22 protein-coding genes are annotated in these 24,853 nt (G+C 67.2%); 11 read left to right on the forward strand and 11 right to left on the reverse strand.

The window, feature by feature from the left end; all coding sequences use genetic code 11:
* Positions 1-194 precede the first annotated feature (194 nt).
* From C470_RS15540 to C470_RS02730, 3 genes are all read left to right on the forward strand, one after another.
* Positions 195-737 (forward strand): hypothetical protein, encoded by a 543-nt coding sequence (locus tag C470_RS15540; protein WP_152418625.1) that lies wholly within the window; start codon positions 195-197, stop codon positions 735-737.
* On the forward strand, positions 734-1,630 hold the full coding sequence (locus tag C470_RS15205; protein WP_082226634.1) for a glycosyltransferase: 897 nt from the start codon (positions 734-736) through the stop codon (positions 1,628-1,630). Before C470_RS15540 ends, C470_RS15205 begins: the two co-directional genes overlap by 4 nt.
* 213 nt (positions 1,631-1,843) lie before the next feature.
* Positions 1,844-2,917 carry a glycosyltransferase family 4 protein gene (locus C470_RS02730; RefSeq protein WP_343122407.1) on the forward strand — a complete coding sequence of 358 codons (1,074 nt, stop codon included), beginning with the start codon at positions 1,844-1,846 and terminating at the stop codon, positions 2,915-2,917.
* A gap of 83 nt (positions 2,918-3,000) precedes the next feature.
* Here C470_RS02730 and C470_RS02735 read toward each other — a convergent pair whose 3' ends face one another.
* Positions 3,001-4,344, reverse strand: a complete 1,344-nt coding sequence (locus tag C470_RS02735; RefSeq protein WP_049908543.1) for a sulfatase-like hydrolase/transferase — start codon at positions 4,342-4,344, stop codon at positions 3,001-3,003.
* A 118-nt stretch (positions 4,345-4,462) separates the two neighbouring features.
* Between C470_RS02735 and C470_RS02740 the strand changes: the two genes are divergently transcribed.
* From C470_RS02740 to C470_RS02765, 6 genes are all read left to right on the forward strand, one after another.
* Positions 4,463-7,606, forward strand: a complete 3,144-nt coding sequence (locus tag C470_RS02740) for an oligosaccharyl transferase, archaeosortase A system-associated (protein ID WP_049908546.1) — start codon at positions 4,463-4,465, stop codon at positions 7,604-7,606.
* Positions 7,607-7,691: 85 nt separating this feature from the next.
* Positions 7,692-8,636 (forward strand): DUF368 domain-containing protein, encoded by a 945-nt coding sequence (locus tag C470_RS02745; RefSeq protein ID WP_008365138.1) that lies wholly within the window; start codon positions 7,692-7,694, stop codon positions 8,634-8,636.
* A 78-nt stretch (positions 8,637-8,714) separates the two neighbouring features.
* Entirely contained in the window at positions 8,715-9,287 is a 573-nt protein-coding gene (locus tag C470_RS02750; protein WP_049908547.1) for a thioredoxin family protein, read from the forward strand.
* An 85-nt stretch (positions 9,288-9,372) separates the two neighbouring features.
* The gene (locus C470_RS02755) at positions 9,373-10,068 is read left to right on the forward strand and encodes a hypothetical protein (RefSeq protein WP_007344408.1); all 696 of its coding nucleotides are present in this window, start codon (positions 9,373-9,375) and stop codon (positions 10,066-10,068) included.
* A 116-nt stretch (positions 10,069-10,184) separates the two neighbouring features.
* Positions 10,185-10,601 carry a hypothetical protein gene (locus C470_RS02760; RefSeq protein ID WP_008365145.1) on the forward strand — a complete coding sequence of 139 codons (417 nt, stop codon included), beginning with the start codon at positions 10,185-10,187 and terminating at the stop codon, positions 10,599-10,601.
* Positions 10,602-10,647: 46 nt separating this feature from the next.
* Positions 10,648-10,974 carry a DUF5789 family protein gene (locus tag C470_RS02765; RefSeq protein WP_004596131.1) on the forward strand — a complete coding sequence of 109 codons (327 nt, stop codon included), beginning with the start codon at positions 10,648-10,650 and terminating at the stop codon, positions 10,972-10,974.
* 32 nt (positions 10,975-11,006) lie between these two features.
* On the opposite strand, the gene C470_RS02770 is transcribed toward C470_RS02765, so the two are convergent.
* The 3 genes from C470_RS02770 to C470_RS02780 all read right to left on the reverse strand — a co-directional run bounded on the left by C470_RS02770 (position 11,007) and on the right by C470_RS02780 (position 14,266).
* The gene (locus C470_RS02770; RefSeq protein WP_004596132.1) at positions 11,007-11,321 is read right to left on the reverse strand and encodes a PRC-barrel domain-containing protein; all 315 of its coding nucleotides are present in this window, start codon (positions 11,319-11,321) and stop codon (positions 11,007-11,009) included.
* Positions 11,322-11,411: 90 nt separating this feature from the next.
* Positions 11,412-13,691 (reverse strand): LUD domain-containing protein, encoded by a 2,280-nt coding sequence (locus C470_RS02775; RefSeq protein ID WP_008365147.1) that lies wholly within the window; start codon positions 13,689-13,691, stop codon positions 11,412-11,414.
* On the reverse strand, positions 13,688-14,266 hold the full coding sequence (locus C470_RS02780) for an LUD domain-containing protein (RefSeq protein ID WP_004596134.1): 579 nt from the start codon (positions 14,264-14,266) through the stop codon (positions 13,688-13,690). The genes C470_RS02775 and C470_RS02780 overlap by 4 nt, the downstream gene beginning before the upstream one ends.
* A gap of 159 nt (positions 14,267-14,425) precedes the next feature.
* Between C470_RS02780 and C470_RS02785 the strand changes: the two genes are divergently transcribed.
* On the forward strand, positions 14,426-17,518 hold the full coding sequence (locus C470_RS02785) for an FAD-binding and (Fe-S)-binding domain-containing protein (RefSeq protein WP_008365152.1): 3,093 nt from the start codon (positions 14,426-14,428) through the stop codon (positions 17,516-17,518).
* Positions 17,519-17,569: 51 nt separating this feature from the next.
* On the opposite strand, the gene C470_RS02790 is transcribed toward C470_RS02785, so the two are convergent.
* The 3 genes from C470_RS02790 to C470_RS02800 all read right to left on the reverse strand — a co-directional run bounded on the left by C470_RS02790 (position 17,570) and on the right by C470_RS02800 (position 19,324).
* Positions 17,570-17,779: a hypothetical protein gene (locus C470_RS02790; protein ID WP_008365153.1), complete on the reverse strand. Its 210-nt coding sequence runs from the start codon at positions 17,777-17,779 to the stop codon at positions 17,570-17,572.
* A 20-nt stretch (positions 17,780-17,799) separates the two neighbouring features.
* On the reverse strand, positions 17,800-18,795 hold the full coding sequence (locus C470_RS02795; protein ID WP_008365155.1) for a DUF5787 family protein: 996 nt from the start codon (positions 18,793-18,795) through the stop codon (positions 17,800-17,802).
* A gap of 82 nt (positions 18,796-18,877) precedes the next feature.
* Complete coding sequence (locus C470_RS02800; RefSeq protein WP_007344414.1) at positions 18,878-19,324, reverse strand: bis(5'-nucleosyl)-tetraphosphatase; 447 nt, start codon at positions 19,322-19,324, stop codon at positions 18,878-18,880.
* Between the two features lie 172 nt (positions 19,325-19,496).
* On the opposite strand from C470_RS02800, the gene C470_RS02805 reads away from it, so the two are divergent.
* A complete protein-coding gene (locus C470_RS02805) occupies positions 19,497-19,829 on the forward strand; it encodes an uS10/mL48 family ribosomal protein (protein ID WP_004596139.1) in 333 nt (110 codons plus the stop codon).
* 89 nt (positions 19,830-19,918) lie between these two features.
* Here the strand turns inward: C470_RS02805 and tgtA are convergent, their stop codons facing one another.
* The 4 genes from tgtA to C470_RS02825 all read right to left on the reverse strand — a co-directional run bounded on the left by tgtA (position 19,919) and on the right by C470_RS02825 (position 24,828).
* Positions 19,919-21,397 carry a tRNA guanosine(15) transglycosylase TgtA gene (gene tgtA / locus C470_RS02810; RefSeq protein ID WP_008365157.1) on the reverse strand — a complete coding sequence of 493 codons (1,479 nt, stop codon included), beginning with the start codon at positions 21,395-21,397 and terminating at the stop codon, positions 19,919-19,921.
* Positions 21,398-21,516: 119 nt separating this feature from the next.
* Positions 21,517-22,293 (reverse strand): Nif3-like dinuclear metal center hexameric protein, encoded by a 777-nt coding sequence (locus C470_RS02815; RefSeq protein WP_007344416.1) that lies wholly within the window; start codon positions 22,291-22,293, stop codon positions 21,517-21,519.
* A gap of 526 nt (positions 22,294-22,819) precedes the next feature.
* Positions 22,820-24,160, reverse strand: a complete 1,341-nt coding sequence (gene hemA, locus C470_RS02820; RefSeq protein ID WP_007344417.1) for a glutamyl-tRNA reductase — start codon at positions 24,158-24,160, stop codon at positions 22,820-22,822.
* On the reverse strand, positions 24,157-24,828 hold the full coding sequence (locus C470_RS02825; RefSeq protein WP_008365160.1) for a precorrin-2 dehydrogenase/sirohydrochlorin ferrochelatase family protein: 672 nt from the start codon (positions 24,826-24,828) through the stop codon (positions 24,157-24,159). Before C470_RS02825 ends, hemA begins: the two co-directional genes overlap by 4 nt.
* Positions 24,829-24,853 lie beyond the last annotated feature (25 nt).

The following is a 24,853-nucleotide window of genomic DNA, read 5'->3' on the forward strand; positions in this document are numbered from 1 at the left end:
CGAAATCGCGCTGATGTGTGTCGTCTATAACATCAAACGCTTCGTCAAACAGTGAATCCCTCCGCCTTACAGCGATTCAACACAGCCCTGTAAATAGATTCACTCAGCGTGTATTTGAACAATGTGAGCGGCCTGACGACGACAGAGGATGGTCATATCCTAACTGGCCGACAGTAAGCAGTGATCTGTTTCAGGTGCTTGATCAACCATTTTTATATACTGAACGTTGTTCGGAATGGCTTACTGAGCCCCGACCAGTAACTGAGAGAGGTATTGATATTTCACGGAATACCAATTCCGAACGGATGATCCTTCATTATTCTCAGCCCCACCACCCGTACGCAACGAATACAAGGGCGGAAGGGAGAACAAAACTCGAAGGTTATGAAAAAAATCCGTTTGAATATCTAAAGGACCGACACGGTTTCGAACCTGTTTGGAATGCCTACATACATCAACTGAAAGAAGTCCTTGATGAAGTTGAGATCGTAGTTAATAATATAGGTGCTGACACTGATGTGATCAATGCCGACCATCGTGAAGGTTTTGGTGAAATCAGATTTATTTACGAACATCCGATTGGTATACTCCACCCTTCCATCCGAAGGGTACCGTGGATAACTACCTCAGCAACCGATAACAATAGTTTCAAACCGACGCTTGAGCCATATTCAAATATTAGCTCTGTTAAAGAGCGAACCAACAAGCGGTTGAAACAACTCGGGTACCTCGAATGACGACATCAAACACTAAGTCGGATGGAAGTATTTCGATAGTGATTCCTGTATACAACGATCCTGAGGGTATTTCTCGAACGATTAAATCCATCCTAAATAATACTCAATACTCTGATTTAGATGAAATAATCGTCGTTGACAACAACTCAAGTGACAACACTGGGGAAATAATAAAAAAATTCGCAAGAAATACGGATTTAGTTAATCATGCATCTGAGGCCGAAGTTCAAACATCGTATGCAGCTCGTAATACCGGCATTGAGCGTGCAACAGGCGATTATATTGTATTCTTAGACGCGAACGTTACTGTTTCTGAGAGTTGGCTCATTCATGCTGTGGATGAAATGAGTTCCGCCGGAGCGCAGTATATGGGTTGTGCTGTCAAAGTCGTTGATGATAGTAACGAGCAAACCGTATTCTCAAAATACAATCAACATACAACATTTATGATTGAGGAGCTAATTAAAAAGCATGGCTATGCTCCGACTGTTTGCCTATTTGTGACAAAAGAATTGATTGATGATATTGGTCAGTTTGACGAGCACCTGATTTCAACCGGAGACATGGAGTTCGGGAATCGCGTAAAGGAATGCGGCTATAAACTTCACTATACCGATCGTGTAACTATTTGCCATCCTGCTAGAACATCATTTAGCTCATTAGTCAATAGGAATATGCGAATTGGTCGAGGTCATTGTCAATTACAGCGTCGTCATCCTTCACGATATGGGAAACCTGGATTGCCACCCCGACCTAGTGGAATTAGTGGTGATCAGTTCGATACACAAACAAGACCAATCTGGACGCTGATTGATTTATTTCTTACTACAATCAAAGGGTTTGGATATTACTCCGAATTTCTGTTCCCAACCAATACAATGATCAATAATTGATCGACGGATTTCCCGCAGTTATTATATAGGAATTGTCTCCATACAACTAAGCACAGAAGAGATCTGTTTTATTGTATGTACGTGTGCCAAGTCGCTCCCTACGTCACGTATCCGCCGCGAATGGGAGGCGATCATCGCACACACGGCTTGATGAAGGAGTTTCCAGAGTTCGGCGACTCCGTGTGCCGCTACTGTCAGGGGGGATCCCCCGCGATGTACCGATCGTTCGATCTCCGACGATGGGTGACGATCGCTGACGGGTACGAGGAGCGACGACATCTCCATCCGATTCACGAACTGCCGAAAGCGCCCATGCTACTCGGCTACCCGAACCTATTCGCCAGTCGGTCGCTCCGCGTGGCGAGCAACGGCCTCAACGAGATGCTCGCGGACGCTGATGTCGTCGTGGTACGCGAACCGTGGCAGCTGCCGTACATCCTTGATCACGTGAAGCCGGACGCTCCTGTGGTGTATTCGAGCCACAACGTAGAGACTGAGCGCTTCGCCGACATCGATCAACCGCTGTTCGCCGACAGAGTCCGGAAGCGCGTAGCTGCCCTAGAACGAAGAGCAGTCGAAGAGACGGACGCGACGATCTGTACTGGAGAGCGGGACGCGAACGTCTACCAAGATCGATACGATCCGGGTGGGCCCATTATTGTCGCCCCGAATGGCGCTTACGAAGACGATCTTCGAGAACATCGCCCTGGCTCACAGGACGCTCGGCAAGTTCGACGCAAATACGATATCACACAGGATGCGACCGTCTCGCTGTTCATGGGAAGCAACTACCGCCCGAACGTCGAGGCAGCCAATATGGTGGTCGAAATCGCTCGGGACTTCCACGGCCGAGACGACGGGTTTCACTTCCTCGTACTCGGAGATGTCGGAAACGCCCTCGACGACCGAGAACTTCCTCCCAACGTCACGACGACCGGATACGTTGAGGAGGATTTTGAAGCGCACTTCGACGCGGCCGACATCGGCTTAAATCCGATGCTGTCCGGCGGTGGGACCAACATTAAACAGATCGAGTACTTCGCCCGAAGCCTCCCCGTGATATCGACGCCGTTCGGCGTTCGTGGAATCGAGGTACGTGACGGAGATAATATCCTCGTCGCGGGGGTTGAAGCGATGCCAGACGCGATCGAGAAGCTGGCCCGAAGTGCGGATCTTCGAGAGAAGATCGGAGAGAACGGCCAATTACTCGCCGCCGAGCGGTATACGTGGGAAGCGTCGTCCCGGACTGTCCGGACGCAATTTCGCGAACTGTTCGGTCCGTTTTAACGCCTTTGAGCTGGCACCCGAAGCAGCGCTTGAACTCACCACGGCCGACTCAGGGGAAAACACCGTTTCCGCTAGCGATCCGACTATTTGTATCCCAACTTTTCGAGTCGATTTTCAACGACGCTGGAGACCTCCGTCTCGGAGTCGTTCTCGGCGGGCCAAGCGGGGAGCTGGTCGCGAAGGGATTCGTGGATATCATCTGGTAGGTCGGTGATTGTCTCCTCTGGAAGTGAGTACCCTACTTCTACGCCGTGGCCCTTGGATGCCAAGAGCTTGAAGTTGCGGTGGTAGACGGCTTTCTTCTCGTGTCCGCTGAGGCTCCCCTCAATGAGTGCGAACCGATCCGACCCGTGACTCTCGCAAAGCGATCGGCCAGACGTGTTCGTGAACTCGATACCGGTGACGTCCGTGAACGTGGCGGGTAAATCGATTAGCGATGTGAGACCGTCCATGGCCCAGTCCGCATTCGTCAGCAACGGCACGCGTGCGATCTCTTCGTACGGCGCCCCACCGTGGTCGACGCAGCCGGAGCCACCGAAGTGTTCGATGTCGAACTCAAGGTGTTCCCAGTGGGCTTCTCCGTGATCAGACGTAACGACGAGGAGCGGCTCGTCTATGATTTCGTTCAGCCGCGTGTCGAACCGCTCGAGCGCGTCATCGACGTAGTCGACAGATGATCGGTAGAGCCGGCGGCGATGTTCTCGATAGCGCTGACAGTCGCTCTCACAGTCGACATCGGTTTGGTACCGCCAGTTTTCCAGTTCCGGGATCGAATCGTCGACGTTGTGTTTGCGTTTGTACTTTGAGGGCGGGTCGACCGGAGCGTGCGGATCCGCTAGGTGGAGGAACGCGAAAGTTTGGTCCCGTCCCTCGACCCAGTCGAGATAATCGTCGAGTAGTTCGTCGGCACCGGCGGTGATCGTGTGATACAATTCGTGTGTCTGAAATCTCCCGGAAAGCGCCACGAACGGGGTGTCATGTCCAAATCCCCCATACGAATCATAGCCGGCTCCCGCGAGCGCATCCGTAATGGTGAGTTGATCCTCATCCATCCGAGGAGGGAGCGTAATTCCTTCGGTGTCATCGAGGTCGTCAGTTTGTCGCATCGCTCCGTGTTCGTGGGGATATAACCCTGAAAGAAGAGATGAGACCGTTGGGAACGTCCACGTACCGGGAGAAACTGCCGTTGTTCCGGTAAGCCCCGATAAATATGGGGTCAGATCGGAATTGACGTGATCGGCGCGTAACGCGTCAACGACGACACAGATGATGTGATCTGGGGCGGATTCCGAACGCTGCTTAGAGGGGAAATCTCTGTTTGAAAATTGACGGTCGGCTTTTGAGGTTTGATAATAATCGTAGGGGACAGCCAGAACTCGCTTGGCTGACTGTGGAAGGGAAGTGATGAGCTTCCGTTTGAGATCCATATAGACAGGGACACACGGTTTTACTTTGACTCTTCGGGAAGCGTTCGAAACCACGAATGACGCAAACGAAAGAGGAGATGGCAAGCCTTATGCGCGTTTTGGGAGTCGTCATGACGTAATGAGCGAAGCGAGCGACCCATCGACTGGATCGGATCGGTCCCCAGCCGATCTGTTTAAACGATGGTTCCACGTTCCGGCCCTCCTTAGCGTACTGGTTTTCATGCTCTGGACCCGCCTCCAGTCATACGGAAATTTCGTCGTTGACGGAGAGGTGTACTTCCGCGGCAACGACCCGTGGTACCACCTCCGGACGACGAGCTACCTCTTTGAGAACTGGCCGAATACACTCCCGTACGACGTCTGGACTGGGTTCCCAATTGGGAACAACGCCGGTCAGTTCGGCACTCTCTGGGACTACATCATGGCGGTCGGCATCTGGATCGCCGAACCGATCATGGGGAGTCCAGAAGAAGTTATGCTCGTCATGGCACCGCTCGTGGGGGCGCTCGTCGCGGTTCCGACGTACTTCATCGCGCGGCGGTTTGTTGACCGCGTTCCCGCGCTCGCTGGAGCAGCGACGCTTGCGCTCTTCTCGGGCACCTTCCTCCGGTACACCCTCGTCGGGTTCCCCGACCACAGCGTGGCCGAGGTGTTCTTCCAGAGCACCGCTATCCTCGCATTCCTCGCCGCGTTCGGTGTCGCTGAACGTGAGAAGCCGGTGTGGGAGCTCGTGGTCGATCAAGACTGGGACGCTCTCCGCAAGCCCATCGTCTACGCCGTAGCGGCCGGTGTCGCACTCGGCTTTTACATCTGGACGTGGCAGCCGGGGATTCTGATGGTCGGTTTTACCGGGATTTTCCTCGCGGTCAAACTCACGAGTGACACCTACCACGGGAAAAGCCCCGAGCCGGTCGCGTTCGTCGGTGTGGTGGCGATGGCCGTTGCGGGGCTGATGCAGATTATTCCGCTTGATACCTTTTCATTCGCACCATCTGAGTACTCGCTTCTTCAAATTATCCTCCCACTTGGCGTCGCGTTCGGCGCCGTGTTCCTCGTATGGCTTGCCCGGGAGTGGGAAGGGCGCGACCTCGATACTGAAACCTATCCCGCAACTGTCGGCGGACTTATTCTTGCCTCCGCTGGGATCATATGGCTGGTGATTCCTTCATTATGGTCTACACTTGTGAGCAACCTACTCAGAACCGTCGGGTTCAGCGCCACCGCACAGTTCCGCACCATCGGCGAGGCGCAACCCCCGCTCCAAGGGGCCTCGTTCTCGAACTTTGTCCTCTCGCAGTACGGGCTCGCCTTCTTCCTCGCACTCGCCGCAGTCATCTACATCCTCGCGCGCCCGCTCTACCGCTCCGACGACACCAACCACACGCTGTACATCCCGGCCGCGCTCGCAGTCATCGGCTCCGTCTACGCCGTCCCGCAGGCGTACGGCGCCATCGGCGGCCTCGTTGGCGTCGACTGGCAGGTGATCGGCCTGCTCATCGCCGCCGCCTTCCTCGTCGGCGCGACCTTCCTGGTCGAGTACGACGCCGAGGAGCTGTACTTCGTCGTGTGGGCGGCGTTCATCGGGAGCGCCGCGTTCACGCAGGTCCGCTTCAACTACTACCTCGCCGTCGTCGTCGCGGTCGGCACGGCGTACTTCCTCCAAGTCGCGCTCGACGCCCTGGAGCTCACCTCGCTCGACGCGCTCCGCGAGATTGAGGGCTGGCAGATACTCACCGTCGCCGCCGTCCTCGCAATTCTTATCGTCCCGCTCGTCGGCGTCGCCACGCCGGTCTGGCAGGCGGGCAACTCCAGCCAGCCGGGCAGCGTCGTCCAGTGGGACGAGAGCCTCCAGTGGATGAACGACGAGACGCCCCAGCCGGGCGAGCTCGAAGGTGCGGACAACCCGATGGAACTGTACGGTACCTACGAGCGCCCCGCCGACGGCGACTTTGAGTATCCGGAGGGCGCCTACGGCGTCCAGTCGTGGTGGGACTACGGCCACTGGATCACCACGCGCGCCGAGCGCATCCCGAACGCCAACCCGTTCCAACAGAACGCGGGCGAAGCGGCCGACTACCTGCTCGCGCCGAGCGAGGAGGAGGCCGCGGAGGTGCTCGCGAGCCAGAGCACCGAGGGGAACAACACCCGCTACGTGATGGTCGACTGGCAGATGGCGTCGCCGAACTCCAAGTTCAACGCCCCGGTCACCTTCTACAGCGGTAACGAGACGGTGCGCGACTTCAACGAACTGCTCTACCAGCGGACCGAAGGACAGAACGGCCAGCAGGGCGGGCTCCGGGCCGCGCTCCAGACGCGCACCCAGCGCTACCACGAGAGCCAGATGATCCGGCTCTACCAGCACTACGGGAGCGCGGTCGAGCCGCAGCCGGTCGTCCTCGACTGGGAGCCGCAGACGGCACAGACCCGGTCCGGCGAGCAGGTCGACATCAGGGTCCTCCCGAGCGAGGGCCAGCCGATCCAGCGGTTCGATAACCTCTCCGCGGCGCGGTCGTACGTCGAGGAGGACGGCTCGGCGCAGGTCGGCGGCGTGATGGGCGTCCCCTCCGAGCGGCTCGACGCGCTCGAACACTACCGGCTCGTTCACGCCACGGAGGCGCCGGGTCGCTCGCCGTACGCACAGCAGGCGAGCATCCTCGCGCAACGGTTCGGCGTCGACCTCCAGGCGACGTTCGGCGAGTCGTTCCTCGGCGCGTTCCGCGACGACTTCGTCAAGACGTTCGAACGCGTGCCGGGCGCGACCGTCGAGGGCTCGGGCGCCGAACCCGGTCAGGAGGTCAAAGCGACCGTCGAGATGGAGAAGCCGAACGGCCAGACGTTCGAGTACACACAGTACGCGACCGCCGACGACGACGGAAGCTTCGAGTTCACGCTCCCGTACTCGACGACAGGCTACGAGGAGTTCGGCCCCGAGAACGGGTACACGAACACGAGCGTCCGCGCGACCGGACCGTACAACGTCACCACCGAGCGGACGACCGGCGACGACCTGTACACCACCCAGCGCGTCGGGCAGGTCGAGGTGACCGAAGGGCAGGTCGTCGGAGAAGACGACTCGGCCGCGACGGTCGAACTCGAAGAACAGATCATCGACTGTCCGAGCGGCGACTCGGAGTGTCCGGTCGACGACGAGAGCGGAAGCGACGGCGGTAACACGACGAACTCGACGGACGCGGGGTCGCTGATCGGCGTCGAGCCGGCGGCGACGACCGCGACGACGACCGTGACGACCGCACCGAACTGACGCGGACGCCGACTCGCGCGCAGCGCGGGCGACGCGGTCGTTCGATCCCACCCTTCTTTACTTCGGCTGCGCTTCGTGCGAGCAGATGGCCGACCTCCGCGAGTGGGCGACGATCTACCTGAAGGGGATCGCGATGGGGAGCGCCGACGCCGTGCCGGGCGTCTCCGGCGGCACCATCGCGCTGATCGTCGGAATCTACGAGCGCCTGATCGCGGCGGTCACCGCGATCGACCCCGCTCGGGTGCGGCGCGTGCTCGCCGGCGTACGACCCGGTAGCCGGGCCGACGCGCGGGCCGCGTTCCGAGAGGTCGACGGCGCGTTCCTCCTCATGTTGGGCGCCGGGATCGGCACCGCCGTCGTCACGGTGTTAAGCGGCGTGAACTACCTGCTTTCGACCCGCCCGGTCGCGACGTACGGCTTCTTTTTCGGGCTGATCGCGGCCAGCGCCGCGGTGTTGCTCGGCGACGTCGACCTCTCGACGCTCCGGCGGAAGACCGCCGCGGTCGCGGGCTTCGCACTGGCCTTCCTCGCGTCGGGCGTCGCCGCGACCGCGCTGGGCAGCCCGCTGCCGGTCGTCTTCGTCGCGGGCGGCCTCGCCGTCAGCGCGATGGTGTTACCCGGGATCTCGGGCTCGCTCCTGCTCATCGTCCTCGGCCAGTACGAGTACATGTCCGGCGTCGTCGCGCGGTTCGTCGACGGGGCGGGCGTGCTCGCGCTCGGCGACGGCGCGGACGCGCTCGTCGAGACGCTGCCGCCGGTGGCGACGTTCCTGCTCGGCGGCGTCGTCGGGCTCTTCACCATCGCGCACGCGGTCCGCTACGCCCTGTCGCGGGCGCGGGCCGCCACGCTCGCGTTCCTCGTGAGCCTGGTCGTCGGGGCGCTTCGCGCGCCGCTGGTGGAGGTGTCCGCGCGGCTGGCCGAAAGCGGCGAGTCCTGGCGCGCGGCCGCGCCGCGGTTCGCGCTGGCCGCGCTCGTCGGCGCCGGGCTCGTGGCCGTTCTGAATCGGTACTCCGCGACCATCGAGTACTGAGTCGACGGTGCGGTGTCCGGATGGCGGACTCGTCTCGCCCGCGCAACGCCTTTTCCGCTCCCGTCCGTATGATTACACATGGTTCAGATGGAATCCGACTCGGCGCTCGACCGCGGCGACGCCGCGCCCGACTTCGAACTGCCCGGCGCGGACGGGGAGACGTACGCGCTCGACGACTTCGAGACGGACGCGCTGCTCGTCATCTTTACTTGTAACCACTGCCCGTACGCGAAGGCGAAGATCGGGCTGTTGAACGAGCTCGCGGCCGAGTACGACGACCTCGCCGTCGTCGGGATCAATCCCAACGACGCCGAGGAGTACCCCGACGACTCCTTCGAGGCGATGCGCGAGGCGGTCGCGGACGGCACGGTCGCGTACGACGCGTACCTCCGCGACGAGACCGGCGCGGTCGCGGCCGCGTACGACGCCGTCTGTACGCCGGACCCGTTCCTCTTCGGCCGCGAGGACGGTGCGTGGCGGCTCCGCTACCACGGCCGCCTCGACGACGCGCTCAACCCGGACGACGAAGCGACCGAGTTCTACGTCCGCGACGCGGTCGACGCCGTCCTCGCGGGCGAAGACGTGGAGATTCCGGACCGCCCCTCGCGCGGCTGCTCGATTAAGTGGCCGGACGAGGCGGCCGACGAGTAGGCTCGCGGACGCGCGGGCCGGTGCCGGAACGGCGTTCCGACGGAGACGGCTTAACAAGGGTCCGGGCCGAACGGCGGGTATGGGAATGAAAAGCGACGAGCCGGACCTCCACGAGATCGATCGCTACGACGGCGGGGTCGGCTGGATCGCGTACCCCGACGAGACGATGGAGCGCGCGAGCCACGCGTTCGCGGTCGCGAACGAGGAGACGGGTGGCGACGACGTGTGGGTGGTCGACCCAGTCGACGCGCCCGGCGTCGACGACTTGCTTGACGACCTCGGCACTGTCGCCGGCGTCGTGGTCGGACTCGACCGCCACGTGCGCGACAGCGGCGAACTCGCCGCGCGCCACGACGTCCCGGTGTACGTCCCCGAGTGGATGACTGGCGTCGCCGAAGAGCTCGACCCGGACGTCGAGGTCGAGCGGTTCGGCTCGCGGCTCGCGGACACCGGCTTCGAGGCGATCGAGATCCGCGACTCCTCCCTGCCGCCGTGGCAGGAGGTCGGGCTCTTCGACGGGGAGACGCTGATCGTTCCCGAGTCGCTCGGCAACGCCTCGTACTTCCGCGGCGACCGCGAGCGCCTCGGCGTTCACCCCATGTTACGACTCACGCCGCCGACTGGCGCGCTCTCCGGGCTCGACCCCGAGCGCGTCCTCGTCGGCCACGGCGTGGGCGTCCACGAGCGCGCCGCAGTCGCCCTCGAGGACGCGCTCTCCGATTCACGGTCGAAGGCCCCCGGGCTGTACGCGAAGACGCTCAAGTCGGCGCTGCCGTTCTGAACGCGGACAGCGGCCGGCGGCGGAGGCCGACTCCGCCGGCCGACCCCGCCAGCTGACCCACCCGATCGCACTGTGCGTGACCTTTTGTCAATGGGTCCCGTAGCGACGGCCGACCAGTGATCTACGTCACCCGCGACCTGTTGACGGTGCTTCGCGAGCGCGCGGCGAGCGAGGACCCCGACGAGGCGAACCTCCGCCTCTCGGCGACGCCGGCCGGCGAGTTCGAGACCGATCTCGGGATCGACCCGGCGACGCCGGTGGTGACCCACTTCACGCTCCCGTCAGTGGGGGGGTCCGTCAGCTCCGTGTTCGGCGTCGACCTCGGCACGCCGGCGGGCGAGGGCGGCGCGCGGTTCGTCTCGCACCCGGACGGGTTCCTCGGGGTGTCGCGGACCGACGACCTCGCGGGCGTGGTGATCGTCGCCGTCCCGCCGTACGACGAGGACTCGGTCGCCGCCTTCGATCGGTCCGGGGAGGGGGTCGAACTCGCCGTCGTCGACGCCGAACCGCCGACCGAAACGGTCCCCGAGTGAGCCGAGAGCAGGGGTTTCAAGCCGTCGGAGGGAATATCCGGTCGTAATGGCAGCACGGCCACCCGGCGGCGGCGATACGAAGGAGCCGGAGGCGATCGAGTTCGGCATCGCCGCGCTCGACGCCCGGCTCGACGAGGCTGACGTGTCGTTTCCCGCGACGGCCGCGGAGCTCCGGGACGCGCTCGGCGACCAGGAGGTTCCCTACGACGCGCAGGGACGGTCGATCGCGCTCGCGGACGCGCTCGACCGCGTGCCGCAGCAAGAGTTCGAAAACGAGACGGCGTTTCTCGACGCCTTATACCCGGTGTTCGACGAGGCCCGCCGCGAGGAGCGCGGCGTGATCGCCAGCCTCCGCGACGCGCTTCCGTTCTGAGGTCGCGACGGACGGCCGCCGCTCGGTCTCGCTTAACGGGCGTCCGGGCGGGCCTCGACTTCGCTCCCTTCCTCGTCGGCCTCGCCGGCGTCGTACCGCTCGATGACGTCGTTGATCAGGACGACGTCGCCGACCGCGCGGACCCAGCGGTACGGGACGACGACCCCGGTCGAGCCGTCCACCTGTCCGGCGAACAGCTCGTGGTTGAGTTCGGCGAGCGCGAGTCCGGTGACGGCGCGCGCGTCTAAGTCCAGCTGGATGTCTTCGATCTCACCGACGAAAACGCCGTTGCTCGAGTACACCTCGCGACCGACGAGCGCCGTGATCTCTTCGGGGGCTGCGTTCATACACGACACGGACACGAGCGCGCCTAATAAGCGTTCGTTGTCGAACGACGCGCGTCGGACGCCGGCGGGTTCCCGGCGCTCGGGACCCGGTCACCCTCGCGGCGCGATCACTTCGATCGGATGCCTCGGGGCGGCGTCGAGCAGGGCGTCGAGCTGCTCGGTACAGGACGTGCCGGGGGCGACGACGGTGCGGTCGGTGTCGCCGAACTGCTCGACGAGGGGCTCGCCGACGTCCACGCTCAGCTCGTAGTAGTCCGTCTTGTAGCCGAACGAGCCGGCCATCCCGCAACACTCCGTGTCGGAGACGCGCACGTCGTAGCCGAGCCGCTCGAAGGTCGCGGTCGCGTATTCGCCCACCTCGACCGTTCGAGCCTGGCAGTGCGGGTGGTACGCGATCCGTTTCCCCGACGCGACCGGTCCGGTCCCCTCGCTCGGCGCGCGCAGCCCCGCCGGGTCGGCGCCGTTCTCCAGCAGACCGAAGACGTACTCCATCGCGTCGTAGCTCGCGTCCGCGAGCCGCTCGTAGGAGTCGACCGGGAGGAACCGCTCGTACTCCCGGCGGAACGTCGCGAGGTCGCTCGGCTCGATCACGACCACGTCGCGCCCGGCGTCGAGGTGCGGCGCCACCCCGGCGTAGAGGTCCTCGGCGGCGGCCTCGGCGGTCGCGACCATCCCCTGCGAGAGCGGCGGGCGACCGCTCCCGGGCAGGTCCGGCACGCGGACGTGAACGCCGAGCGCCTCCAGCGCCCTGACGGTCGCCTTCCCGCGCTCGACGTCGACGTAGTTCGTCGCGGTGTCCGGGTAGACGACGGCCTCGCGGGTCGCCTCGTCGGCCGGGACCGCGGGGCCCCCGCGGGCGTCGAACCACTCGACGAGCGACTCGCGCGCGAACTCGGAGAGCTCGCGGCGGCGGTCGATCCCGGCCACCCGCTCGGCGAGCGCGCGCACCGGGCCGGCGTTCGCGAGGCGGTTGGCGATCGGGGCGGTCCGGTGGCCCCACTTCGCCAGCGTCGCGTAGTTGCCGACGAGCCGCGTGCCGAGATCGAGCCCGCCGGGCTCCTCGTCGGGGACGAGCTCCTCGAACGCCCAGTCGAGCTGGCTCGGGTCGGCCTCGCCGCGGTTGATCCGGTCGCGGACCGCGGTGTTGATCCACGGGATGTCGATGCCGACCGGGCAGGCCGGCACGCAGCGCGAGCAGCCGGTACAGAGGTCGTTGAACTCGGCCGCGGTGTCGAGCCCCTCGATGCCGGCCTCCCAGCCCGTCGCGATCCCGCCGGAGTACGTCTCGCCGCCGAACGCGTGGCCGCCGACGCTCTGGAAGTTCCCGCAGGCGTTCGAGCAGGCCGAACAGCGGATGCAGTACAGCGTCTCCTTCAGCTCCGGGTCGTCCCGCATCGCCAGTCGGCCGTTGTCGATCAAGACGAGGTGGAAGTCGCGGTCGGCGTCGGAGCCGTCGGCGAGCGGCGTCTCGTCGTCCTCGAAGTCCGGCACCGGCGAGTCGACCGGGGGAGTCAGCGTCGAGATGTAGGAGGTCACGTCCTGCCCCGTCCCCGACCGTCCGATCAGCTCGACGAAGGGAGAGAACTCCTCCACGGTCGGGACGAGCTTCTCGACGCCCGCGACCGCGACGTGCGTGTCGGTCGCCGTCACCGTCTTCCGGGCGTTCCCCTCGCTGGTGACGAGGAGCATGGTGCCCGAGTCGGCCGCGACGAAGTTCGCGCCGGTCATCCCGAGGTCGGCGCCCTCGATCAGCTCGCCGAGCCGCTCGCGGGCGAACATCGTGAGCTCCTCGGCGGTCTCGGGCGGGTCGTCGGGGTCGAACCGCTCGGCGAACAGCTCCGCGATCGCCTCGCGCGACTTGTGGATCGCCGGCGCGACGATGTGGGAGGGCTCCTCGTCGGCCAGCTGGAGCACCCACTCGCCGAGGTCCGTCTCGACGACGTCGACGCCGTCCGCGGCGAGCGCGTCGTTCACCTCGATCTCCTCGGAGGTCATCGACTTCGATTTCACCGCGCGCTCGGCGCCACGGTCGGCCGCGACCTCGCGGATATACCGGTTCGCGTCGGCCGCGTCGTCGGCGAGGTAGACGGTCCCGCCGTTCGCCTCGACGGTCTCTCGCACCTCGTCGATGAGCTCGGGGAGCCGCTCGATCGCGTCCTCCTTGATGGCGCGCGCCTCGTCTTTCAGCGCCTCGTAGTCGTCGAGGCGACCGGTCGACTCGTAGCGCCCGTCGTTGAACCCGCGGGTGTTCTCGGCGACCGCGTCGCCCTCGGTCGCCAACAGCTCGCGGATCCGCTCGGCCTTCGCCTCGCGGTCGGGGTCGCCCGCGCCAGCGGCGTCGCTCGCGCCGGCCTCGGCGTCGCTGCTCATTGGATTCCCTCCGCCGCGTCGGCGGCGTCCGAGCCGTCCGTCGCGCCGTCGTCGCGAAGCAGGACCACGTGGACCTCCTTCGGTCCGTGCGCGCCGTGGACGAGCCCGCCCATGTCCGCGGTGGCGCTCGGACCGGTCGCGAACACCACGTCGGCCGACTCGTCGCGCGCCCGCGGCCCGAGCCAGTCGAAGGCGTCGGGCATGTCGGGGACGATGTCGGCCTCCCGGAGGACGACGACGTGGCGGTCGACGAAGAGGCTCACCGGCTCCGTCCCGGCCGGGTCCGCCTCGAGCGCGACGCTCCCGTACTCGGCGACGCCGAGCGACGCGGCGGTTATGCCGGTGTGCGCCGCGCGCAGGTCGGCGGTCGTCGGCTCCGTCTCGACGCGGTCCGGGAGCGTCGCGGGCGAGTCGGCGAGCCCGTCGGGCCCCGAGCGACCGAGCGGCACGCCGACCGCGGGCTCGCCCGCGGCCGCCTCGACCATGGTCGCGCACTCCTCAGGCGGACCCGCAGCGACCGCGACGCCGAGGTCGTCGAGCCGCCGGGTGAACGTCGACGTGTCTGCGAGTGACATGATCGTGCCTTCGCCGGCCGGCATATGGCTTTTGCGACGGCTCCCGGGCGGCGATAGCGCGGCCGGCACGCGGCGGTCTCGCCCGCCGCGCGGGCGATCGAATTCCCCCGACGCGCAGACGGCAGGAAGTTTTTCACGGTTCGACTGCGAGGGGTTCGCATGGCGACAAACACCCCGGGTCCCGACCCGACGGACGGCGGGGACTTCGACTACACCGGCGGCGCGGTGGAGCGACCGGACCTCGTCGACGCGCTCGATCGCCGCGTCGCGGGCGACGTGCGGTTCGACGACTACTCGAAGCGGCTGTACGCGACCGACGCGTCGGCGTACGAGGTCACCCCGATCGGCGTCGTGGTCCCGGAGTCGACCGCGGACGTCGCGGCCGTCCACGAGTACTGCTACGCGGAGGGGATCCCCGTCCTCCCGCGGGGCGGCGGCACCTCGCTGGCCGGGCAGACCGTCAACGAGGCGGTCGTCCTCGACCTGACCGGCGAGATGGACGACGTGCTCTCGACCGATCCCGACGCCAAGCGGGCCCGCGTTCAGGCGGGCGCGTACGTCGGCGACCTCAACGCCGCGGTCGAGGGCGACGGGCTGAAGTTCGCGCCCGACCCGGCGTGGCGCGACAAGTCCGCCGTCGGCGGCGCGATCGGCAACAACTCCACCGGCTCGCACTCCCTGAAGTACGGGAAGACCGACCACTACGTCGAGGAGCTGGAGGTCGTCCTCGCCGACGGCACCGTGACGACGTTCGGCGAGGTCGCGGTCGAGGAACTTCGGGAGTCCGCGGACCCCGACGCCGACGACCTCCTGCCCCGAATCCACGCCGAGGTCGTGCGGATCCTCGACGAGGAGGCCGACCGGATCGACGAGCGGTTCCCGGAGCTGAAGCGGAACGTCTCCGGCTACAACCTCGACCGCCTGCTCGCCGAGTACCGCGGCGAGCACGGCGAGGAGGGCGTCGTCAACCTCGGCCGCCTCATGGCCGGCAGCGAGGGGACGCTCGCGACGGTGACGGAGGCGACCGTCTCGCTCGTCGAGATCCCCGCGACGAAGGCGGTGGCGCTGCTCACCTACGACGACCTCCTCGACGCGATGGAGGACGTGGCGGCGTGTCTCGAACACGACCCCGCCGCCGTCGAGGTGATGGACGACGTGCTCTTGGGCCTCGCCGCCGACACGCCCGAGTTCGAGGACGTGGTCGGCATGTTGCCCGACGGCACCGACTCCGTCCTCCTCGTCGAGTTCTACGCGGAGAACGACGCGGAGGGGAAACAGAAGGTCGCTGACCTGATCGCGGACCGGGTGGGCGCCGCCGCCAACGGCGGGGCCGCCGACGGGTCCGGCGCCGCCGTCGACACCGCGGCCGACCCGAGTGCGGGCGCCGCCGAGACGACGAGCCACCCCCGGCGGGCGGCCCACGCGATGGAGGCGCACGACCCGGAGCAGCGCGACCGGTTCTGGAAGATGCGCAAGGCGGGCCTCCCGATCCTGCTCTCGCGCACCACCGACGAGAAGCACATCTCCTTCATCGAGGACTGCGCCATCCCGCCGGAACACCTCCCCGAGTACACCCGCGAGTTCCAGGAGATCTTGGCGGACAACGACACGTTCGCCACCTTCTACGCGCACGCCGGGCCGGGCGTGTTACACATCCGCCCGCTGATCAACACGAAGGAGGTCGACGACGTCGACGCGATGGTCGACATCGCTGACCGCGTCACCGACGCGGTGGTCCGGCTCGGCGGGTCGGTGTCCGGCGAACACGGCGACGGCCGCGCGCGCACCCAGTGGAACCGGAAGCTGTACGGCGACGACCTCTGGGAGGCGTTCCGCGATCTCAAGACCGCGTTCGACCCCGACTGGCTGCTCAACCCCGGGAACGTCTGCGGCGACTCCGACATGAGCGAGAACCTGCGGTTCGACGCCGACTACGAGTACGACGCCGGCTTCGACCCCGCGATGGAGTGGGCGGTCGACAACGGGATGCAGGGGATGGTCGAGCTGTGTCACGGCTGCGGCGGCTGCCGCGGCCCGCAGGAGACGACCGGCGGCGTGATGTGCCCGACCTACCGCGCGTCGGAGGAGGAGATCCAGGCGACCCGCGGCCGGGCGAACATGCTCCGCGGGGCCATCTCCGGCGAGCTCCCCGACGACCCGACCGACGACGAGTTCGTCACCGAGGTGATGGACCTGTGCGTCGGCTGTAAAGGCTGTAAGGTCGACTGCCCGAGCGGCGTCGACATGGCGAAGCTGAAGGCCGAGGTCGAGCACGCCCACCACGAGGAGCACGGGATCGACCTCCGGACGCGGCTGCTCGGCCGCTTCGAGTCGCTCGCGCCGCTCGCCTCGAAGTTCGCCCCGCTCTCTAACCTGCCGAACAAGATCCCCGGGAGCGGCCTCGTCGCGGAGAAGGCGCTCGGGATCGCGAAAGAACGGGACCTCCCCGAGTTCCGCTCGGAGACGCTCGTCGACTGGTTCGAGGCGCGCGGCGGCGCGGGCGTCCCGCGCGAGGAGGCCGCCCGCGACGTTCTCTTATTCCCCGACGTGTACACCACCTACACGAACCCCGGCGCGGGGAAGGCCGCGGTGCGCGTGCTGGAGGCCGCGGACTGCCACGTCGAGATTCCGGACGTGGACGGCAGCGGGCGCCCGCCCCACTCGAAGGGGATGCTCGACGTCTCGCGCGCGACGGCGAAAGACGCCGTGGAGACGCTCGCGCCCGACGTCCGCGACGGGTGGGACGTGGTCGTCGTCGAGCCCTCCGACGCCGTGATGCTCCAGTCGGACTACCACGACCTGCTCGACGGCGACGCCAGCGGCGTGCCCGACGCCGACGTGGCGGCCGTCTCGGAGCACGCCTACGGCGTCATGGAGTACGTCGACGCCCACCGGCTCGACGAGTCGCTCGCGCTCGACGCGCCCACCGAGTCGCTCACCTACCACGGTCACTGCCACCAGAAGGCGACGAAGAAGGACCACCACGCGGTCGGCGTGCTCCGCCGGGCCGGCTACGGCGTCGACCCCCTCGACTCCTCCTGTTGCGGGATGGCGGGCTCGTTCGGCTACGAGGCCGAGCACTACTCCATGAGCAAGGCGATCGGCGAGAACCTGTTCGAGCAGGTGGACGCCAGCGACGGCGACGAACTCGTCGCTCCCGGCACCTCCTGCCGAACGCAACTGGAGGAGGGCCCCGGCGAGGTGCCGGAGCCGTCGCATCCGATCGAGAAGCTGGCGGCCGCGCTGGCGTAGGCGGCGGCCGATGTGGCGGCCGCTACGGCCCGGTCGGTTCCGGTGAGTCGCTCACTTGGGGTTCGACCGGACGTTCGCCCCGACGAGCGCGATCAGGTACGTGAACGCGGGGAACATCACCGCGACCGCGACGAGGAACGCCGGGTCAAGGCCCGCGGGGTCGGCCCAAAGCCAGCCGGTGTACTGGAGGACCGCGAGCGTGAGGACCACGAGCGCCGTGTTGAGCGCGTACTCGGAGGGCGACGGGCTCGGGAACCGCATACGCTCGCTGGCGCCGCCGCTCACTCAACCCTTTCGGCCCGGTCCCGCTCGCGTTCCCGCCGTCTCCGCAGTAGCCGCTCGAACCCCTTCCCGGGCCCGCCCTCGATGGGCCACCCCTTCGTGCGCCACTGTGGCGGCTCCGGCGAGAACTCCGGGCAGGAGCCGGAACACTCCCGCGCTGTCGGGACTTTCCCCTTCGCCGCGCAGTGCGGGACGAGCGCGCGCCCCTCGCGCCGGAGTTCGAAGTGCCGGCAGTCGGGGCGCATCGTGTCGTGGTACGAGCGCCACCCCTTGCCGTAGGCGCGCTCGGCGATCTCCAGCCGCAGCGTCTCGGTCTCGGGGTCGCGGCGCTGGCCTTCTCCCGGGGAGAGGTCGCTGGGGTGCCACGCCACGCCGGCCGCGTCAGCGTCGAGGCCGGCCGAGAAGTCGGTCGCGAGGATCCCGGCCTCGACGGGCATCTCGCGGAGGAGGGCCGGCTCGACGCGCTCGCCGGTCGTCTCGGTCGCGAGCCACGCCTCGTCGGCGAGCGCGGTCTCGATGTCGTGGTCGAGCTGGTCGGCGAGCCGGTCGGCCGCGGAGCGGTCCAGGTCCGGCTTGTTCTCGACCGCGACGATCCGCTCGACCCAGTCCGGGTACGGTCGCTTCCGGCGGATCTCGATTCGGTTGCCGTCGCGGCGCTTCTCGATCAGGTCCCGGCCCGCGGCGCGGTGGACCGCCTGCCGGACGTAGCGCCACGGGTAGCCGGGGTGCGGCAGCGCGTCGCGGTAGAACGCCCACTCGGCGGGCGCGCCCCGGACGACGTGGAGGAGGTCGGAGTCGATGGTCCGGTCGCCGAACTCGCGCCGCCGTTCGAACGCTTCCGGGTCGAGCTCGATAACGACGGTGTCCCACCGCCGGTCCTTGGTGCCGAGCTGGCGGGAGACCAACGCGGGACGGGACCCCTCGCTCGGGTGCCAGGCCAGCTCGGCGTACCGGCAGACCAGAAGCTCGTAGCCGAACTCGGCGTCGGGCGTCACTGGTCGGACCGTCGAGCGCGGCGGACAAAAGCGGACCGCTCGGGGCGGGGCGGTCGTCGCCCGCGCCGCCCCCGCGTCCCGATCAGACGTACTTCCCGTTCTCCTCGTCCTTCCGCTCGTCGAGGTAGTCGTGCGCCTCCTCTAAGATCTCGCGCGGGCCGTCCTGCGTGATCGTGTTGAGCGCCTGGTCGTAGTCGCGCCACTGGAGGTCGCGGTGTTCCTTCGAGAGCTCCGCGCTCGCCTCGAACGAGCGGGCGATGAACAGGTGGACCGTCTTGTGGATGGTCTTCCCGTTCGCCTCGAACACGTAGTCGTACTCCCTTCGGAACCCGTCGATCAGCCGGAAATCCTCGATACCGGCCTCCTCGCCGACTTCTCGTATCGCCGTCTGCTGGAGCTCCTCGTCCCCCTCGACCCCGCCTTTGGGGAACTCCCAGTCCCCCGGTCGGCTCTTCAGGAGCAGGTACTCCCGTTCGCCGCGGGTGTCGCGGAAGAGGATGGCTCCGGCACTGGTCGCTTCGACCGTCATTGGCCGCAGGTAAGCGATCACCCCTAAAGAGCGTGTCGGACTCCCGAACAGAGAGAAGCGACTCGGCGGCGTCGACCGGTTTCCCGGCGGGATTCGCGCGGGGTCGCGCGCGTCCAGCACGGGTAGATGCGTTTTTACCGCTCGGGCGGTCATTCAGGAACGACCCCCAGCCATGACCTTCGTCACGAAGCTCGACTTCGCGTCCGGCGACCGCGACGTGCTCGTCGAGACCGTCCAGGAACTCAAGGAGACGCTCGAACGGAAAGGCGCCGAGTGTAAGGGCCCGCACGCGAGCCCCTCGGAGAACGTCACCGTCCCGCTGTACAAGAACCTCTCGCCGGGCGACGAGTTCTCGCCGTGGCGCTACGACGTGTACCGCCGCTCGATGGAGATCCACGGCGCCGACGACATCGCGCGCGACGTCGTCGGCCGCGACTTCCCCGACTCGATCCACGTCGAGGTCGAGGTCGACCGGAAGAAGCCGGCCGGCCACCGCCGGGACTGAGCCGCGCGACGTCTCCGAACCGACGGGCGACGCGGTCACGGCTGCGCTTTTCGGCGCGGTGGTTCCCTCCCGAACGAGCGTCCCGCTCGTCAGCCGAGCGTCCGGAGGTTCTCCGTCTCGACGCGCTCGGGCAGCCGGTCGAGCGCGCGGTCGCACCACGCGTCGTGGCCGAGCGTGAGCGCCGTCCCGGGGTTCGCCGCCGCGAGCGCGGCCACGCCCGCCGCGGCCGCGACCTGCGCCGCGTCGTCGGTCCGCTCGGGCACCTCCGCGGTGAGCGGGTACGTCTCCGAGAGCGCGGGCGGGTACGGGCCGAACGGCGGCTTCACGCGCCATACCTCGTCGTACTCGTGGTTCGAGGGCGCCTTCGACTCGGTGAGGAGGAGGTCGTCGGGCGCCGCCAGCCGGGCGAGCCGGTCCTGGTGCCGTTCGACTTCCGGCCGGCGCGCCGCCTCGTGAGAGGTGTAGAAGAACGCGTCCTTCGAGCCGGGGTCGGTGCGCTCCAGCTCGTCGGCGTGGTCGAGCAGCGCGCGGTAGCCGTCGAGCATCGCCGGGTGGCCGCGGGCGCGGCGGTCGACCAGGTCGAGAAGGTTCCCGGACCGGATCGCCTCCTTCACCCGGCGCAGCTCCTCGAAGGTGACGTGGAGGTTGTGCGCCGCGAGCAGCCGCTCCGTCTCGCCGTCGTCGAACCCGCGGAGGTCGGCGGGCGTGTGGTCCGCGCAGACGGGACACGAGCAGGGGAAGTAGTCGAGGTCTTCGAGGTGTTCCGTCCCGGAGACGGTGAGGTAGCGGCCGTCGCGCGCCATCAGCGCGTAGGCGGCCGAGTCGAACAGGTCGCAGCCGGCCGCCACCGCGAGCGCCAGCATCATCGGGTGGCCGGCGCCGAACAGGTGGACCGGCGCGCCCGGCCCGAGGCCCCGCTTCGCCGCGCGCACCGCCTCGACCACCTCGGCGTAGCGGTAGGAGTTCAGGAGGGGGACCATCGCGCCGACCGGGAACACGTCGAGGTCGGTCGCGGCCGCGTGCCGACCCGCCTCCTCGCGGAGGTCGGCGTACGTCGACCCCTGGACCGGCGCGTTGACCAGCATCTCGCCGGTCTCGGCGTCCTCGGCGTCCGCGAGCGCCTGCTTCGTCGTCGCCAGCTCTCGCTCCGCCTGGTCGCGGTCGGCGTCGGGCGGCGTGGGCACGTCGACGGGGGTCGCCACGTCGCTGCCGATCCGCCGCTGGAACTCGATGATCTCCGCGGTCGTCACGTCGATGTCGCCGTACTCCGCCAGCTGGAAGGAGCCGGAGTCGGTCATGATCGCGCCGTCGAAGCCGAGGAAGTCGTGGAGCCCCTCGTCGAGGACGCGGTCGCGGATGCGGTCGGTGCTGCGGATGATGTAGGAGTTCGTGATCAGCATCTCCGCGCCGAACTCCCCGCGGAGCCGCTCGGGCTCGATCGTGAGCACGTTGGGGTTGACCACGGGCAGGAGCGCCGGCGTCTCGACCGTGACGTCGGCGCGCGGGACCTCCAGCCGGCCGATCCGCCCGGCGGCGTCGTGGTCCCGGATCTCGAAGTGATCGCGCATATCTCCGACTGCGCGGACGCGAGCGGTAAGGGTTGCGTTCGGCGGCGAGCGCGCCCCCGATCGGAGTCGCCCCGTCGGCCGCGGAGTCCCGCCGGCGCGCGGTCACCTCGACGGTCGACTCACAGACCGGTCGGATGTGGGAGGTACGTCGTCTCGACGCCCCAGTCGTCGGTCAGCGATTGGAGCGCGCGGACGCCGAACGTCTCCGTGGCGTAGTGGCCGGCGAGGAACACGGAAATTCCGGCCTCCCGCGCGTCGTGGTAGACCTGCTGTTTCCCCTCGCCGGTGATCAGCGCGTCCGCGTCGGCCGCGACCGCCTCGTCCAGCCAGTCGACGCCGGACCCGGTGACGACCGCGACGCGCTCGATTTCGTCGGGCCCGAAGTCGAGGACCCGCGTGGGCGACGCCTCGCCAGCGGGCTGGCCCTCGAATCCGTCGAGCGTCTCACGGATCGCGGCCGCCGACCGCGGCTCGGCCGCCTCGCCGATCGTCCCGATCGTGACCGGGCCCATCTCCCCGAAGGGGTCGCGGTCGGAGAGCCCGACCTCCTCGGCGACGCCGGCGGCGTTGCCCAGTTCCTGATGCCCGTCGAGCGGGAGATGGGAGACGTACAGCGCGAGGTCGTTCTCGACGAGCGCCGCGATCCGGTCGTGGACGCGCCCCGTGACGCGCTCGATGCCGCCCCACGAGAGGCCGTGGTGGACGACGAGAACGTCCGCGCCCGCGTCCGCGGCGGCCTCGATGGTCGCCGCCGCGGCGTCGACCGCGAACGCGACGCGCTCCACCTCGGCGTCGTCCGGGCCGACCTGGAGCCCGTTCGCGCTCGCGTCGACGTCGGCGTACGCGGCCGTGTCGAGTTCGTCGTCGAGTCGCTCGACGTACTCGGAGAGCTTCATACCGGCCTGTGGTGCGGGCGGGGAATAAAGCGCGGCGGTCCGTCGGGATTGGATCCAAGCGCAGTCCCCGTCAAGCCCTGGCCTCCGCAGACAACGATTTATAAATAAACACGACGGTGGCGCGTGCCTGCGAGCGGCCGCCCCCGGCGGCCGCGAGACGACACGCGCGAGGTCGCCGGCGCTACGTCCCGGCTGCCAGAGGGACCTTCGGTCCCTCGCTGGAGTCGGCCGACCGAAGGGAGGCCGACGAGGTTGGGGAGGCGTGAGGTGCTGTGCGGGGCGGTCGGGTGGGACTCAAAGGGGCTTTGGAGCCATTCGCCGTCGATCTCCCAGGTACTATTTATAAGCGAGCGACTGGGCCTTTGGAGGTGTGCGCCGCCGATCCGCCAGCAACGGCTTATAAATAAGCGGCTGGGTCGTTGGCAGTGTTCGCGGTCGCTTCGATATCAACTATTTAAAAACGAGCGGCCGGGCCGCCGGAGTCGTTGGCCGCCGACCCGCGGTCGATCACTTATAAACGACAAACTTAGTCGTCGAGTTCCTCGGCGACGGAGTCCGGGAGCGCGTCCGGACCGCCGGCCGCGGCGTCGGCGATGTCCGCCTCCTCCGGCCCGTCGGCCTCCGCCGTGAACTCGGGGTCGAACAGCCGGAGCGCGGTGCGGATCGTCTCCCAGTCGTCCTCGCCGGCGGCGTCCCGGAGCGAGCGCGTCGGGGCCGCGAGCAGTTGGCCGACGAGCGCGTCGGCCAGGTCTTCGACCGTCTCGCGCTGCTCGTCGGTCAGCCCGCCCTGCGCCTCCAGCTTCGACATCGCGCGGTCGAGCTCGCGCGCCTTCACCTGGTCCGCGCCGGCGTACATCGCCGAGATGGCGTCGTCCGCGCGCTTGCGCTTGTACGCCCGGAGGATGCGGTCGAGCTCCTCGTCGATAATCGACTCGACCTTTCGGGCCTCCTCGGCGCGGCTCTCGCGGGTCCGCCGGGTGACGTCTTCGAGGTCGTCGATGTCGTAGACGGTGACGCCCTCGCGGGCGCCGGCCGCGGGGTCGACGTCGCGCGGCTGCGCGATGTCGATACAGACGACGCGACCCGCGCCGTCGACGTACGAGGGGTGAACGACCAGATCCGGGCTCCCGGTCGCGGTGACGACGAGGTCGGCGTCGGGGATGATCGCGGGGAGGTCCGCGAGCGACACCGCCTCGGCGGGGGTGTCGACCTCCTCGACGACGAACTCCGCGTGCGGCACGGTGCGGTTCGCGACGACGATCTCCGAGACCGCGGTGTCGTCGAGCGTGCGGGCCGCGAGCGTTCCCATCTCGCCGGCGCCGACGACGACCGCCGTCCCGTCCGTCAGGTCGATCTCGCCGGCCGCCAGCCGGACGGCCGCGGAGCCGAGCGAGACGACGCCCTCGTTGATCTCGGTCTCCGTCCGCGCGCGCTCGCCGACGTGGAGCGCCTTCGTCACGGCGTCCTTGAGGACGGGGCCGATCCCGCCCGCCGACTTCGACTCCTCGTAGGCCTCGCGCAGCTGGCCGATGATCTGGTCCTCGCCGAGCACGAGCGACTCCAGCCCGGAGGCGACGCGCATCAGGTGTTCCAGGCTCTCCTCGTGGTCGAGGCGGCGGACCGCGCCGCCGCGAACGTCCGGCGCGAACGTCGACAGCGCCGTCGTCCCGTCGACGGTCCGGTCGGTGACGACGTACGCCTCCGAGCGGTTACACGTCTGGACCGCGAACGCCTCCTCGACCCCTTCGCGAGCGAGCAGGTCGGAGACGGTCGCGCGGACGCCGTCGCCGCCGGCGGCCTCGATCTCGTCGACGGTCGCGTCGGCGTGGGCGACGCTCACGCCGGCGATCGCACCCGTCTCTCTCATCGGTCGAGTACCTCCTCAATCACGGTGTCGGCCTCTTGCCGTCCGTTGGATCTCCCCTTTTGTAAACCCTTCCAAACCCCCCGGGATCTGACAACGCGCCGGACCGCTTCCCGCCGCTTTTCGGGGGCGACGCCCGCCGCTTTCAGCTCCTCGCGGATCTCGCCCGAGAGCGCCGCCATCTCGCCGGCGCCCGCGATCTCGGCCTCGATCCGCTCCCGCAGCGCCTTCGCGAGCGCGGGGCTCGTCCCCCCCGTCGAGAGCGCCACGGTCACCGGATCGTCCTCGACCGTCGCGGGCACGACGACGCTCCCGGGGTCCCGCCCCCCGGAGACGTCCGTCCGGTTGACGAGGATTCCCCGGTCGAGTGCGGCCGACTCCACGGCGGCGTTGACCGCGGCGTCGTCGGTCGCGGCGACCGCGAGCGCCGGATCGAGGCGGTCGATCCACTCCGCGACGGCGTCGGCGTCAGGCGCGGCGCGGACCAGTTCGATCGGTCCGTCGGTGTCGGTCGTCTCGTCCTCGGTCGGGCGCAGCCGCTCTGCGAACTCGGGGCTGACGACGACGATCCGGCCCGCCTCGTCGAACCCCCTCGCCTTCCGCGAGCCGACGGCGCCGCCGCCAAAGACGACGACCGTCTCGCCCGCGAGGTCGTGGTACAGCGGCGTCACGCTCGGCCTCCGAGCCGCGCGGTTC

It is taken from the genome of Halorubrum distributum JCM 13561 (assembly GCF_000337395.1).
In the GTDB taxonomy this organism is placed as follows: domain Archaea; phylum Halobacteriota; class Halobacteria; order Halobacteriales; family Haloferacaceae; genus Halorubrum; species Halorubrum distributum.

What these genes read in the sequence shown, in the direction of transcription:
- C470_RS15205 (WP_082226634.1), top strand. Translation starts at nt 734, where the DNA reads ATGACGACATCAAACACTAAGTCGGATGGAAGTATTTCGATAGTGATT.
- C470_RS02730 (WP_343122407.1), top strand. Translation starts at nt 1,844, where the DNA reads ATGTACCGATCGTTCGATCTCCGACGATGGGTGACGATCGCTGACGGG.
- C470_RS02735 (WP_049908543.1), bottom strand. Translation starts at nt 4,344, where the DNA reads ATGGATCTCAAACGGAAGCTCATCACTTCCCTTCCACAGTCAGCCAAG.
- C470_RS02740 (WP_049908546.1), top strand. Translation starts at nt 4,463, where the DNA reads ATGAGCGAAGCGAGCGACCCATCGACTGGATCGGATCGGTCCCCAGCC.
- C470_RS02745 (WP_008365138.1), top strand. Translation starts at nt 7,692, where the DNA reads ATGGCCGACCTCCGCGAGTGGGCGACGATCTACCTGAAGGGGATCGCG.
- C470_RS02750 (WP_049908547.1), top strand. Translation starts at nt 8,715, where the DNA reads ATGGTTCAGATGGAATCCGACTCGGCGCTCGACCGCGGCGACGCCGCG.
- C470_RS02755 (WP_007344408.1), top strand. Translation starts at nt 9,373, where the DNA reads ATGAAAAGCGACGAGCCGGACCTCCACGAGATCGATCGCTACGACGGC.
- C470_RS02765 (WP_004596131.1), top strand. Translation starts at nt 10,648, where the DNA reads ATGGCAGCACGGCCACCCGGCGGCGGCGATACGAAGGAGCCGGAGGCG.
- C470_RS02770 (WP_004596132.1), bottom strand. Translation starts at nt 11,321, where the DNA reads ATGAACGCAGCCCCCGAAGAGATCACGGCGCTCGTCGGTCGCGAGGTG.
- C470_RS02775 (WP_008365147.1), bottom strand. Translation starts at nt 13,691, where the DNA reads ATGAGCAGCGACGCCGAGGCCGGCGCGAGCGACGCCGCTGGCGCGGGC.
- C470_RS02780 (WP_004596134.1), bottom strand. Translation starts at nt 14,266, where the DNA reads ATGTCACTCGCAGACACGTCGACGTTCACCCGGCGGCTCGACGACCTC.
- C470_RS02785 (WP_008365152.1), top strand. Translation starts at nt 14,426, where the DNA reads ATGGCGACAAACACCCCGGGTCCCGACCCGACGGACGGCGGGGACTTC.
- C470_RS02790 (WP_008365153.1), bottom strand. Translation starts at nt 17,779, where the DNA reads ATGCGGTTCCCGAGCCCGTCGCCCTCCGAGTACGCGCTCAACACGGCG.
- C470_RS02800 (WP_007344414.1), bottom strand. Translation starts at nt 19,324, where the DNA reads ATGACGGTCGAAGCGACCAGTGCCGGAGCCATCCTCTTCCGCGACACC.
- C470_RS02805 (WP_004596139.1), top strand. Translation starts at nt 19,497, where the DNA reads ATGACCTTCGTCACGAAGCTCGACTTCGCGTCCGGCGACCGCGACGTG.
- tgtA (WP_008365157.1), bottom strand. Translation starts at nt 21,397, where the DNA reads ATGCGCGATCACTTCGAGATCCGGGACCACGACGCCGCCGGGCGGATC.
- C470_RS02815 (WP_007344416.1), bottom strand. Translation starts at nt 22,293, where the DNA reads ATGAAGCTCTCCGAGTACGTCGAGCGACTCGACGACGAACTCGACACG.
- hemA (WP_007344417.1), bottom strand. Translation starts at nt 24,160, where the DNA reads ATGAGAGAGACGGGTGCGATCGCCGGCGTGAGCGTCGCCCACGCCGAC.